Source organism: Actinocorallia herbida (assembly GCF_003751225.1).
Classification (GTDB): domain Bacteria; phylum Actinomycetota; class Actinomycetes; order Streptosporangiales; family Streptosporangiaceae; genus Actinocorallia; species Actinocorallia herbida.
The window spans coordinates 6,221,358-6,233,148 of record NZ_RJKE01000001.1; the positions used below are offsets into that span (position 1 = coordinate 6,221,358).

14 protein-coding genes are annotated in these 11,791 nt (G+C 68.5%); 5 read left to right on the forward strand and 9 right to left on the reverse strand.

All coding sequences use genetic code 11. The annotated features are described in order from the left end of the window. Positions 1–4: 4 nt before the first annotated feature. The 7 genes from EDD29_RS28285 to EDD29_RS45790 form a co-directional block, all read right to left on the reverse strand. Positions 5–898, reverse strand: coding sequence for an aminoglycoside phosphotransferase family protein (locus tag EDD29_RS28285; protein WP_246053441.1), 894 nt, complete (start codon positions 896–898; stop codon positions 5–7). A gap of 135 nt (positions 899–1,033) precedes the next feature. Next, positions 1,034–2,407, reverse strand: coding sequence for a UDP-N-acetylmuramoyl-tripeptide--D-alanyl-D-alanine ligase (locus tag EDD29_RS28290; protein ID WP_123667323.1), 1,374 nt, complete (start codon positions 2,405–2,407; stop codon positions 1,034–1,036). Continuing rightward, on the reverse strand, positions 2,404–2,943 hold the full coding sequence (locus EDD29_RS28295) for a C39 family peptidase (protein ID WP_211359964.1): 540 nt from the start codon (positions 2,941–2,943) through the stop codon (positions 2,404–2,406). The genes EDD29_RS28290 and EDD29_RS28295 overlap by 4 nt, the downstream gene beginning before the upstream one ends. 26 nt (positions 2,944–2,969) lie before the next feature. After that, positions 2,970–4,037: a D-alanine--D-alanine ligase family protein gene (locus EDD29_RS28300; RefSeq protein ID WP_123667325.1), complete on the reverse strand. Its 1,068-nt coding sequence runs from the start codon at positions 4,035–4,037 to the stop codon at positions 2,970–2,972. Next, positions 4,034–4,870, reverse strand: coding sequence for a diaminopimelate epimerase (gene dapF, locus EDD29_RS28305; protein ID WP_123667327.1), 837 nt, complete (start codon positions 4,868–4,870; stop codon positions 4,034–4,036). The genes EDD29_RS28300 and dapF overlap by 4 nt, the downstream gene beginning before the upstream one ends. 30 nt (positions 4,871–4,900) lie before the next feature. Next, positions 4,901–6,298, reverse strand: coding sequence for a Mur ligase family protein (locus EDD29_RS45785; RefSeq protein WP_342774446.1), 1,398 nt, complete (start codon positions 6,296–6,298; stop codon positions 4,901–4,903). Between the two features lie 79 nt (positions 6,299–6,377). Next, complete coding sequence (locus EDD29_RS45790) at positions 6,378–6,767, reverse strand: hypothetical protein (protein ID WP_170201620.1); 390 nt, start codon at positions 6,765–6,767, stop codon at positions 6,378–6,380. Positions 6,768–7,154: 387 nt separating this feature from the next. Between EDD29_RS45790 and EDD29_RS28315 the strand changes: the two genes are divergently transcribed. Together EDD29_RS28315 and EDD29_RS28320 are read left to right on the forward strand one after the other, a co-directional pair. Next, positions 7,155–8,525, forward strand: a complete 1,371-nt coding sequence (locus EDD29_RS28315; protein ID WP_123667331.1) for a helix-turn-helix domain-containing protein — start codon at positions 7,155–7,157, stop codon at positions 8,523–8,525. Positions 8,526–8,527: 2 nt separating this feature from the next. Beyond that, positions 8,528–9,409, forward strand: a complete 882-nt coding sequence (locus EDD29_RS28320; protein ID WP_170201621.1) for an aminoglycoside phosphotransferase family protein — start codon at positions 8,528–8,530, stop codon at positions 9,407–9,409. Between the two features lie 285 nt (positions 9,410–9,694). Here EDD29_RS28320 and EDD29_RS47815 read toward each other — a convergent pair whose 3' ends face one another. Then, positions 9,695–9,829: a hypothetical protein gene (locus EDD29_RS47815; RefSeq protein WP_281280952.1), complete on the reverse strand. Its 135-nt coding sequence runs from the start codon at positions 9,827–9,829 to the stop codon at positions 9,695–9,697. Between the two features lie 13 nt (positions 9,830–9,842). Next, positions 9,843–10,367, reverse strand: coding sequence for a DUF6879 family protein (locus tag EDD29_RS28325; RefSeq protein ID WP_123667334.1), 525 nt, complete (start codon positions 10,365–10,367; stop codon positions 9,843–9,845). 282 nt (positions 10,368–10,649) lie between these two features. Between EDD29_RS28325 and EDD29_RS28330 the strand changes: the two genes are divergently transcribed. Genes EDD29_RS28330 through EDD29_RS28340 form a run of 3 tightly spaced genes read left to right on the forward strand, consistent with a single transcriptional unit; the run spans position 10,650 to position 11,694 of the window. Then, the gene (locus tag EDD29_RS28330; protein ID WP_123667336.1) at positions 10,650–10,925 is read left to right on the forward strand and encodes a hypothetical protein; all 276 of its coding nucleotides are present in this window, start codon (positions 10,650–10,652) and stop codon (positions 10,923–10,925) included. Next, a complete protein-coding gene (locus EDD29_RS28335) occupies positions 10,922–11,428 on the forward strand; it encodes a hypothetical protein (RefSeq protein ID WP_123667338.1) in 507 nt (168 codons plus the stop codon). Before EDD29_RS28330 ends, EDD29_RS28335 begins: the two co-directional genes overlap by 4 nt. Further along, positions 11,404–11,694 (forward strand): hypothetical protein, encoded by a 291-nt coding sequence (locus tag EDD29_RS28340; protein ID WP_123667340.1) that lies wholly within the window; start codon positions 11,404–11,406, stop codon positions 11,692–11,694. Before EDD29_RS28335 ends, EDD29_RS28340 begins: the two co-directional genes overlap by 25 nt. Positions 11,695–11,791 lie beyond the last annotated feature (97 nt).

Here is an 11,791-nt window from a genome sequence, read left to right on the forward strand (position 1 = left end):
CTCGCTATCGAACGCGGCGAACCAGGTCGGCGAGTGCGAGCCGTCCCCGTTCGACGAGGACGACGTCGTGGTTCCTCCTTCCGGTGGACCAGTACGAGACGGCCAGGCGAGCGGTCAGCAGGACGAGCATTCGGTACTCATCGCGGCTCAGTGCGCGACCGTATCCGTCCAGGAACGCCTCCTCCAGGTCTGGACGGCTGGTCCACAGCGCTCCGAACAGCCAGACCATGTCCTGCACCGCCAGCCCGGGGCCAGCTTCCTGAAAGTCGATCACGCCGAGGTCGCCTGCGTCTGCGTGCCACAGCCAGTTCCGACTCCCGAAGTCTCCATGCAGATACATCAACGGCATCGACTCGGCGAGGGCGGGAAGCTGCTCGACCTCGCCGATCAGGGCGCGCGTTGCAGCGTCGAGTTCGTCGCTGAGATGCTCCAGACATGCTGCCGCTTCGGCCGCCTGGCCGGTCATCGCCGCTTTGAGCGTGGCACGGGCTCGCGCGGATTCGGGCTCAGGGTGTTCATGCCAGGCACGTAGGATGCTGCCCGCAAGCCGGTGAACTCGCGTTTCTGTCGCCCTGGACAAATCCAAGTGGCGCACGATTTCGCCCGGGAGTTCCGTGACCACGATCGCGCGCAGCCCCGGTTCCGCAGCGAGCAGGCGCGGGGATTGACCCGGAACGAGTGCTTCCTGGGCGTGACGGAACCCGCTGATCTCGCGCTCAAATGCATCCAGGCTCGGGCTCATCTTCGCGTAGGCCACGGTGGATGTGGTCTGTACCCGCCAGACCCGGGAGGTCTCCCGGTCCCAGGAGGTGTCGGTCGCGGCTATGAACGTGCCGGGCAGGTGTCCGGTGAGCCACTGCCGAAGATCGTCGGGAATCGGTGCCGAATCGCCCATCATCAACTCCAATTGCCGATGTCTCCATCGCCCATGGACGCCGGAGGAACTCGGCGACAACGGCTCCGGCGGAGTGGCACCTGTCTCCCATGACGGCCCTGCCCTTGTCACTGAACGGTCGTCGACCAGCGACGAAGCTCAGAGGTTCAGGGCGTCTGCGAAGTTCTCGAGCCCGACGAAGCGAGACGCCTTGATCAGGACGGTGTCGTCGGGTTCCAGGATTCCGGTCAGCAGGGGTAGCAGTGTCTCGGGGCTTTCGGTTGTCTCGATGCGGGGCTGACGGGCGTGGTCGGCGGCGGCGTCTGCGAGAGCGGTGATGTTCGTTCCGGTGCCGACGGTGATCAGGATGTCGGTGCCGAGGGCGGCGGCGAGGCGGCCGATCTCGGTGTGGGCTGCTTCGGCGGTTTCGCCTAGTTCGCGCATTTCGCCGAGGACGGCGATGGTGCGGCGGGTTCCTGCGACGGCGTGGAGGGTTTGGAGGGCGGCTCGGGTGGATTCGGGGTTGGCGTTGAAGGCGTCGTTGATGATCGTCACGCCGTCGGGGCGTTCGGTGACTTCCAGGCGGCCTGCGGAGACGGGGGCGGCCTCGGTGAGTGCTTGGGCGATGGCGGTGGCTTGCATGCCGACGGCGTGGGCGGCTCCGGCGACGGCGAGGGCGTTGTGGATCTGGTGGCGGCCAAGGAGTCGGAGCTTGACCGGGGCGGTGCCGGTCGGGGTGTGCAGGGTGAAAGCGGCGCGGCCGTCGGCGAGGGTGATGTCGGTGGCTCGGATGGTCGCGGTGGCGGTGGTGCCGTACGCGAGGACTGCGGCGCTCGTCTGGTCGGCCATCGCGGCGACGAGGGGGTCGTCGGCGTTGAGGACGGCGAACCCGTCGGCGGGGAGGGCTTGGACGAGTTCGGATTTGGCCTTGGCGATGGAGGCGCGGTCGCCGAATTCGCCGACGTGGGCGGTGCCGATGTTGAGGACGATGCCGATCTGGGGCGGGGTGAGGGTGGTGAGGTAGGCGATGTCGCCGATGTGGCGGGCGCCCATCTCCAGGACGAGGTAGCGGGTCGTGTCGCCGGTGCGGAGGACCGTGAGGGGCAGGCCGAGTTCGCCGTTGAACGACTTCTGGGTGGCGACGGTCTCGCCGTGGTGGGCGAGGACCTGGGCGAGGAGGTCTTTGGTGGTGGTCTTGCCCGCCGAGCCGGTCAGGGCGATGATGGTGGCGTGGGTGCGGGCCAGGACGTACTGGGCGAGCTTCCCGAGCGCGGCGGTCACGTCGGGGACGATGACGGCCGGGGCGTCAACGGGGCGGGTAGCGAGCACGCACACCGCCCCGGCCTTCATGGCTTGGGGCACGTAGTCGTGGCCGTCGACGCGGGCGCCGGTGAACGCGACGAACATGCCGCCGGGCACGACGGCGCGGGAGTCGATCACGGAAGGCGCGGTCGCCCGGGCGTCCGGGTCGGGCACGTCGTGCAGGGTGCCGCCGGTCGCCTCGGCGATCTCGCCGAGCGTCAGGATGATCACGAAGTCCTCCCGGGCAGAGGTGCGAAGGTGATGGCGCGGCCGGAGTAAGAGGCCACCGCGCGGGTGAACGGAACACGGTCGTGGTCCTGGCCCCACCGGGACGGGTCCCGGAACAGCAGATCCCCGCGGTCGTGGCCGCGCGCGACGACGAGATGGCCCCCTCGTCGACCGTCCTCGGGGAACCGTTCGGTCACCGAGAAGATCAGCGGAGCCTCGGTGAGGCGATCCAGGAGATCCTCAGCGGCGACGGGCTCTGCCTGGGCGGGCACCCCGAACTCTGTCGCGATCTCGGCCAGACCGGCGTGCAGCCAGCCCGTCCCGGTGATGAAAGCCTCCCGCTTCACCCCGAGCTTCACCAGTTCGGTGAGCGGCGGCGTGTCCTGCCCGTAAGCGAGAAGGATCATGCGTAGCGAAGCCATCCCGCAGGCCCGGTTCGACCACTCAAGGCGGTCGCCGAGGGCCCAGCCTCCGCACCTGTCCCATTCCTCGGGCTCGATGAGCTGACGGCACATCGGCACGTCGTGGACGCGGGACACGGTGCGCGGCCTCCCCTTCGTTCGGATCAACCAGAGGCGACCTCGAAGACCGGCTCCGGCAAGGGTCCACTGTAGGCGGGGCGGGTCAGTGCTTCGTGGAGGATCGCGGTCACGACGTCGGCGTGGTCGAATCCGCAGAGTTCGGCGGCGGTGACGAAGTTCGACTCGCTCGACAGGCCCGGATTGGTGTTGACCTCCAGAGCGTACGGCTCGCCGATCCGGGTGACCATGAAGTCGACGCGGGCCAGGCCCCGGCAGCCGAGGCCGTCCCAGAGCTTGACGGCGAAGTGCTCCAGGGCCGCGAGCGCCACAGGCGTGAGGTCGGCGGGGCGGGTGCGGACGGTACCGGTGCTGTCGGCGTCGAGTTTGGAGGCGGCGTCGTAGAACTCCGCGTCCGGTACATCGGTCATCAGCGGCGGCAGGACGAGCAGGCCATCGGGCAACTCCAGGAGCGCGACCGTCACCGGGGTACCCGGTATGTAGTCCTCGATCAGGACGTGGCCTGAGTCGACCGCCGCGGCCTCTTCCACCGCCGTCCTGAGCCCGTCGAGGGTGTGGACGAGACTCATGCCGACGCTGGACCCGCCGAGCGAGGGCTTGACCATGGCCGGGCGGCCCGCCCACTCCCAGGTCCGGCCGTCCCAGACCCGCCACCCGGGCGTCGGAACCTCCAGACCTCGCATGGCTCGCTTGCACAGGAGCTTGTCGGCGGCCACCGCGGAGGCTGCCACGCCGCTCCCGCAGTAGGGCTTGCGCAGGTAGTCGAGCAGCCCCTGGAGCCGACCGTCTTCGCCGTAGGGGCCGTGGAGGTTCGACAGCACCACGTCGTAGCCGGCGATACTACGGACGAAGGCGGGCTCGCACGGGTCGAGGATGTCGAAATGCACACCGATCGACTTGAGCGAGCGGGCCAGCGCGGTGACCGACATCTGCTCGACCGGGCTCTCTGCGATGTAGAGCCGGTCCTCGGTGGAGACTCCTCCGTACACCAGCGCGACGGACAGCCCGGCGCATCGCTCCGCCCGCCAGGAGCGGAGGACATGGAGCTGCGCTTCGACTGCGGGCGTATCGGCGGCGATGAGGCGATGGTTCATGCCAGTACTCCTTCGTAGACGACGGTGACGGGCCCGCCGACCCAGAACGTCTCCGGCCGCTGCGCATGCGGACGGACGGTGAGCGGGCTTCCAGACTGGTTGTGGACCGCGACCGGGCGGTCGTCGACGAGGCCGTGCCGGCGAGCGACGACGAAGGAAGCCACAGCACCGCTCCCGCACGAGAGGGTCTCGGCTTCGACTCCGCGCTCATAGGTACGCACCCGAAGTTCGTCGCGCGCCACGGCCTGGACGAAGTCGACGTTCGTGCCGAGCGGAGCGAGCCGCGGGTGGTCGCGCACGGCGCGTCCTATCCCCTCGACGTCGAGGTCGTCCAGTTCCTCGACAAGAGCGACGAAATGCTCCGTCCCGGTGTGAGCCGGCTCGAAGGTGAGGTGTCGTCCACTGCGGCCAAGGGTGAGCGGCTCCTGCGGCGTCGTGCCGAGTTCCGCGGTCACTTCGGCATGGCCGCCCGTCACGATCGCCTGGTGTTCGACGCCCGCCATGACAAGGCGCAGCGCCGCCGAGGAATCGTCGGGGGCTGCAGCGAATGCGGCGCATCGCAGCGCGTTCCCGCACATGGTCGCGATCGAGCCGTCGGCATTGAAGCAGGCAACCAGAAGGATGCGGTCTCGGAGTGTTCGCGCGGTGAGTACAAGGCCGTCCGCGCCGATTCCGAGCCGCCGCTCGCAGAGCAGCCGCGCCTTCGTGGCCCAGTCCCGCTCCAGGTCGGTGGGCTGGACGTCGATCAGAATGAAGTCGTTTCCCGCGCCGTGGAGCTTACGGAACGGGACGGCGTCTTGCGGTGACGCCGTTGCTTGCCGCGAGTTCTGCATACCGGCCTCCGTTGTTCGACGGTCTTGGCGTCAGCCCAGGCGGGCGGTCTCGACCGCTTCCGTCGCGGTGGCGAGGGCCGGGGCGAGGTCGGCGACGTCTCCGGTGCCCATCAGGACGATCACGTCACCGGGCTTCACCGCCTCCAGGAGCGCATCCGTGGCTTCGGCCAAGTCCCTCGCGACGGCGCGGACGCGCCTCTGGCGGTCGGCGATCATCGGGAGCAGATGGTCGTGCTCGCCGCCGGTGTAGCGGGTGTGGAGGGGCAGGAGGACGGTCTCGTCCGCCGCGGCCAGCGCCAAGGCGATCTCGGTGTACATCGTGGTGACGCGGTGCAGGCCGGAAGGCTGAAAGGCCAGGATGAGGCGTCCCCTGCATTCGTCGGCGAGCTGCCGCGCCGCTTCGAGGTCGGCGCGGATGGCGGTGGGGTGATGGGCGTAGGAGGTCAGGATGGTGGTTCCGGTATCGAACGTGGAGTGGGTCAGTCGCCTCTCGACCCCGGCGAAGGTCTCCAGAGCCTGGGCTGCATCAGCCTCCGGGACACCATAGAGACCCGCGACCGTGATCGCGCCGACGGCGTTCAGCGCCTGCTCCTCACCCAGGACGGGGAAGGTGAAGGTGACGCCGGAGGTAAGGGCCACGACGGAGCCGGCCCGGCCGCTCTCGATGCGTTGGATGCGCATGTCGGCTGCCGCGGTCCGGCCGTAGGTGGTGATGTGCGGGCTGCCGCCGATGCCCAAGAGCCTGTGGCGCAGCATCATCGCACCGCCGTCGTCCCCGCACAGGACCAGCTGGGTGTCCTCGCCCAGGTGACGACCCCACTGCTCGAAGGCGTCGACCAGTTCGCCGTACCTGCCGTTGTAGTTCTCCAGGTGGTCGGCGTCTAGGTTGAGGACGAGCGCGATCGGCGGTGAGGTGAGCAGGAACGACCGGTCGCTCTCGTCGACTTCGGCGACCCCGGCCTCTCGGATGGACCATCGGGCCGCCTCCATGCCGATGGGGCTGCCGCCGATCGCCCAGGTCGGGTCAAGGCCGCTCCGCAGGAGGATGTGGGCGAGCATCGCCGTGGTGGTGGTCTTGCCGTGGGTGCCGGTGACGGCGGTCCAGTTGTGGTCCGCCAGCACCAGGTCGAGCGCCTGTGCCCGGTGGACGACGGGGATCCCCTGCACCTTGGCCGCCGACACTTCGACGTTGGTCTCTTCGATCGCCGTGCTCCGGACGACGACGGTCCGGCCGTCCACATGGTGCGCCGCGTGGCCGCCACGAGAGGCGTCCGAGCCGGTCACCGTCGTGCCCGCACCGCGCAGCAGTGTGGCGAGCGGTGCCATGCCGAGGCCACCTATGCCCACCAGGTGCGGCCGGGACAGATCGACGTCGGCAACGGCCTGTGGTCTGCCACCCGGCCAGGGCATTCTTCGGGTTTCGGTCATTGTTTGCCCTTCAGGAATGAGTCCGCGCGCCTGGACCCGCGCGGACTCGGGGAGCTTCTGATGTCCAGGACGGGGGCTTTCAGTGCTGGGCCGGCGTCGGAGCCGATCGCCGCGCCAGAAGTTCCGCCAGCTCGTCGATACGGTCGGCGGGGAAGTAGAGGACGGACTCGGGTCGCAGGCCGGTCGGTTCCAGGACGGACGCTGCGGCCCACTGCGCGTCGCGCAGGTCATGGGCGATACCCAGGAGCAGCTGCAGGTCCGGCGTCGGCATGCCCAGGTAGGCGAAGCCGTCGAAGTAGGTCGCGCGCCGGAACCGCTCGGCCGGAGAGAGGGCCGCCCCGCCGAGCGCGTAGAAGTCTCCGGTGTCCTCGCAGCACTCGATGGTGTCCAGACCGGTCGCCCACAGGGCTTGGACCAGCCCGGCCATCTGTACGTCGATCTCGACGCGGCGACCGTCAGGCCGCCGCATGGGCCGGGTCGGATGAATCTGATATCGCGCAGGCATGTGTCGACCCTTCGGGGAACGCCGTTCGTCAGGTATGTGGCCGCCCCCCTCTGCTGGTTGAGGTGGGCAGCCCGTCTCCTTGCCGCAAGCATGCTGCGGACGGCGGCCTCTGCTCATTCGAAGGAGAAATAGTCGATATTCCAAGCTGGAATATCTTCAGCCCGGGTGACGTACCGTCCGCTTAGACTGGCGTTCGGTGATTGCAGGGAGTTTCTTGCGGGAGGTCGGGTGCAAAACGGTTCAAAATCGCGCGCTCGGTGCCGTTGCGGCATAGTCCTGGCGCGCGACAACTCGGCCCAACTGTGCGCGTCGTGCCAGCGGACGCGACGGGACCTGCTGCAAGCCGCACCGTTGGTTCCACCGGCGTTCTGGGAGCACCCGTCGATCGTCTCGGCGGTCACCGCCCGACACTTCGGGCAGCTCATCCACGCCTTCCGGCACCACCCGGATCATGTGCGGCCCATCCCCCAGGCCACGGTCGCCCGCTGGCTGCACGTCACACAGGCGACGATCTCCAAGGCGGAGAACGGGCGACGTCCCCTCACCGACCTCGCGCGCCTCACGTCCTGGGCCGGACTGCTCGCCGTGCCGAGACATCTCCTCTGGTTTTCGCCTTCACCCGAAACCCGGGAGGAACTCTCCCACGGCATCATGGAGGCCGAGGCTTCTGAAAGTGGGGATCAGATGCGCAGGCGCGAATTCATCGCATTCTCCGGGACGACCGTGGCGGCCATGTCGAGCGACCTTCTCTCAGCACTGGACGCCGCCCAGTCCCCCGACCGGGTCTCCATCGAGCACATCGAACAGATCGACCAGGCAGCCGCCCTCTTCTCCCAGCTCGACCACACCTACGGCGGGGCGCCCGTCCGCCAAGCCGTCACCACCCACCTCAAGTGGGCCATCGGACTCCTCGACAACTCCTGCCCCGTCTCGCTACGAGGCGAGCTGTTCTCCTCCGTCGGCCGCCTCTCTCTGACCTGCGGGTGGATGGCCTTCGACGCCTACGCCCACGACCACGCCTCCGCGATGCTCAAGTACGGACTCGCCTGCGCCGAAGAGGCAGACGACTGGCACCTCAGGGCGAAGGCCCTCTCCCACCTCGCCCGCCAGCAGGTGTGGTGCAACGACCCCGACGGAGCCCTCACCCACATCGACCTGGCCCTCATCACCTCCCCGAAGGGAACGATCACCGCGACAGAACGCGCAATGCTCCACACCGCCCGCGCCCGTGCTCTGGCCCGGCGTGCCCTTCTCGGCGACGCCGACTCCATCGAGGGCGCCTTGCGCGCCATCGGAGATGCCGACGACGCGTTCTCCCACTCCGACCCCGCCACGGACCCCTCATGGATGTCGTACTACGACCAGGCCCAGCACGTCGGAGACACCGGGCACGCGCTCTTCGACCTGGAGACCGCTCCCTCCGGAGGCTCCTTGGGCGCGCGGACCCGGTTGGCGGAGGCCGCCTCACTCCACACGGACGCCTACGCCCGCTCGCGCGCCATCTCCACCACGAAACTGGCCACGCTCTTGATGCTGACCGGCGATCCCGACGAAGCTTCCCAGGTCGCCGTGTCGATGCTTCCCGACGCGGGCCGTATCAAGTCCCGCCGTGCCATGTCCGATCTCGCGGAACTCTCCCGGGCCGCCCTGCCTCACACACGGCGATCCGCGGTCGCAGATCTGCGTGAGCAGATCGTCGGCATCGCCCGTCGGGCCAGCTGACGGTGGACATCGAAGCGGTGGTGGCGCAGGCGCGCAGACACGCCGGGCTCGCCGCCTCGCGGACGACGCTGATTCACCGCGGGGAGAACATCCTTGTCGGCGCCGACGATGCCGTCATCCGCATCGGACGGGTCGGCGAAGTCCCCGGGACCACGCGCGAGGTGGCGTTCGCCCGCTGGCTCGAAGAACGCAAGATTCCCGCAGTCCGCCCCCTCCCGATTGAACAGCCCATCGAGGTCGAAGGCCACCCCGTCACCTTCTGGGAGAGGCTCCCCGCGCACCGGCAGGCCCGGCCCGCAGAGATCGGCGAAGCACTGCGCAGGCTCCACGCGGCAGCCGCACCCGACATCGGCCTACCTCGGCTCGACCCGTTCGCCCGACTACCCCAGCGCATCTCCGCCGCCACCACTTTGACCGACGACGACCGCAGATGGCTCACCACCCGCCTCTCCACCCTTCGCGAACAGTGGAACCGCCAAGGCCTCGACGCCGTGCCCCACTCGGTCATCCACGGCGACATCTGGGCCGGCAACGTCGTCGTCCTTCATGGAACCAGCATCCCGATCATGCTCGACTTCGAGCGCTGCTCCGTCGGCCCCGCCGCCTGGGACCTCACCTCCATAGCGATCAAGCGCACCTCCTTCGCCTGGATCACCGACGACGAATACATGGAGTTCACCAGCGCCGTCGGCGACGATGTCACCGCCTCGCCCCACTACGATCTGCTCCGCGACGTCCGGGAACTCCGCATGACCTGCTACCTCGGGCAGCACGCCGCCGAGAACCCCGGAACGCCCGCCGCTCAAGAGGCCGAGTTGCGCCTTCAGTGCCTGCGAGGAACGCACGGCCCCAGGCCCTGGCCCTGGACACCAGCCGCGACGTAGTGGCGATCTGGTCGGCGGGATGGCCGCTCAACTACGCGGGTGTCCGAAACAGGTTGGGGGCGACGACGAGCTGCTGGATCCGGAAATACCGCGTGACCTCGTGCAGCGGGCTGGCCGACTTCTGCACCTGACGAAGGCCGGTCCCCCTCCTGCCCCGCCATTCGACGTACATGCCGGCGATGTCCCGGACCGAGACCAGGAGTCGTCGGGCTCGACCACGGCGTCGCAAGTCTGGCATCAGGCGCGCATGTCGTCCGACGAGGGCATCTGCTTACCGTGTTCTCTCTAGAAGATCTTGATCGCGTTGTGCCATCCGGCCGCGGCGGCGAGCGACTCGGCGGTAGGGCCCGCCTCTATCGGGATCTCGCGCAGCCGAAGACCGAGCGCCTGGCGCGCGGCGAGAACGTTGGAGACAGGCATCGAGGAAACGGGTTCACCGGATGAGTCGGAAGGCGGAGTGGTCGGTGCCACGTTCCCAGACAGCCTCGAAGGCCTCCGCGCACAGGCGGACGGCTGCGGCATCGGTCGAGACTTCGCCGGCCTGGACCGTGCCGTCGCCCGCGAAGTGGTTCCACTGGACGACCGCGTCGTCAAAGAGCCAGAAGTCCGTTCCCGGCAGGGCCAGGTCCGCAGCGCCACGTCGTGGAAGCCAGCGCACCAACTCGCCCGCCGCGAGGTTCGTGGAGGACGTCACGGCATGCTCGTACGCGATGTAGTCGGTCACGGGCTCCGAGACGATCCGCGCACGGCGCACGACGACGCCCCGTGAAAGCAGCTCAGCGAGGATGTCCTTCCACATGGCCTCACGCTCCGCGCGGTCGAACGATTCTCCCTTCAGCCAGAGATCGTAGGACGGGTCGCTGACCGCGTAGACGTCGCGCATCTCCAGGTGGACCGCCGAGCGCGCCGACGCCGCGAGGAGGTCCGTAAACTCCTCAAGCGTCGTGGACGCCGTCAAGCCGGACCTCCTTGAAGTCCTTGCCGAAAAACTCTAGAGCCATGGCCGTCTCCCAATTCGGGTGCGCAGGAATGCTCGCTCGCCAGCGTGGCGCAGCCGACCCAAGAAACCAAGACGATCGGCGAATTCAGCCTATTTATCCATTTCAGACAGGCTTCCGGTTCTTCATGATCCGCTATTTCAGATCAACGCTGGTCGGCGGAGGCGGGCAGCAGTTTTTCTGCCAGTGGGCGGAGACCTCCGGTTTAGCTTCCGCGTAATGAATCGACTGCGGAGGGCGACATGTCGCGACTGGAGTATCTGGAGGATCTCGGCCGGGAGCTGGCCGGGCTGGGAGTAGGGGCCCGGGTGGTGAGCGGAGAGGTGCCCGTCCTGCGTGTGGAGAATCCGGGGCCACCGGTGCTCGACGAGGTGGTCGGGTGCGAGTTCGGGCCGGGAGGCGCGCTCTGGTTCTTCTGGGTGGGGGCCGGGGTCCTGCTCGCTCCCGTCGGGGAAGTGGGCGCGGCGCGGGAGCGGGTCGCGCTGGTACTCGCTATGGCCGAAGGGGCGGAGTCGTGAGCCGCTGGCGGAGAGAACGGGAGCCCCGGCGCGCGAGCTCCGGCCGGTGGATCGGGGACCGGCGGTTCGCGCTCGGCGAGCGCAGGGTCGCGGACGTCCAGAGATGGGCGCTCTCCCTGCTGGACGACGAGTGCGGCGGACGGGACGACCTCGCGATCGTGCTCGGCGAACTCGTCGGCAACGTCGTCGTGCACGGGGGCGGCGGCACGATCACCGTCATCCTCATGCACGGCCGCGACGGACTGGTGGGCAGCCTCATCCACCACAAGCCGCCGATCTCGTGGGAACCGCAGATCCCCGACGCGGTGGGCGACGAGATCTCCGCGCTTCTGGAGATCTCGATGGAGATCGACGACACGTTGATCGAGGGTCTCGCCGACGGCGGGCGGGGCCTCTTCTGCGTCGCCGCCCTCACCGCAGGAAAGCTGGAGACCTACCGCAACGCCGACTGCAGCGTCCTGCGCTGGATCCACTCCGAATGCCGCTGCGGGCGGCGGACATGACCGGGCGAGGGCGTCCCTGGAGCCAGGACGACTTCGAAATCTTCCGGCACTACCTGCAGGCCGTCGTCAATGTCTACGGGCCGTGGACGGCATCGCCGATCGTCTCTCCCATGGAGCGGCGGCTGGCGCACGATCGCGTCGCACAAGCCCAGCACCAGTTGGACCTCATGGCGAACCATCCTTCATTCGCCGCGAACGAAAGCGCGGATGGAGCGACGCAGTCTTCTCTGCCTCTGCCGGAAGCCGAAGGCTCTCGTCGCGGGTAAACAGGGCAAGAGAGCTCGGCTTGTCCCCCGGTGCCGAACGCGCTGGCAGTTTTTCTGCCGGTCGGACGGCTGACGCCACCTAGGTTTCACCCAGGTG

Excerpts from the sequence above, each read along its gene's own strand:
- EDD29_RS28340 (WP_123667340.1), top strand. The coding sequence starts at position 11,404 with ATGCCGCTGCGGGCGGCGGACATGACCGGGCGAGGGCGTCCCTGGAGC.
- EDD29_RS47815 (WP_281280952.1), bottom strand. The coding sequence starts at position 9,829 with ATGCCTGTCTCCAACGTTCTCGCCGCGCGCCAGGCGCTCGGTCTTCGG.
- EDD29_RS28330 (WP_123667336.1), top strand. The coding sequence starts at position 10,650 with ATGTCGCGACTGGAGTATCTGGAGGATCTCGGCCGGGAGCTGGCCGGG.
- dapF (WP_123667327.1), bottom strand. The coding sequence starts at position 4,870 with ATGCAGAACTCGCGGCAAGCAACGGCGTCACCGCAAGACGCCGTCCCG.
- EDD29_RS28300 (WP_123667325.1), bottom strand. The coding sequence starts at position 4,037 with ATGAACCATCGCCTCATCGCCGCCGATACGCCCGCAGTCGAAGCGCAG.
- EDD29_RS45785 (WP_342774446.1), bottom strand. The coding sequence starts at position 6,298 with ATGACCGAAACCCGAAGAATGCCCTGGCCGGGTGGCAGACCACAGGCC.
- EDD29_RS45790 (WP_170201620.1), bottom strand. The coding sequence starts at position 6,767 with ATGCGGCGGCCTGACGGTCGCCGCGTCGAGATCGACGTACAGATGGCC.
- EDD29_RS28285 (WP_246053441.1), bottom strand. The coding sequence starts at position 898 with ATGATGGGCGATTCGGCACCGATTCCCGACGATCTTCGGCAGTGGCTC.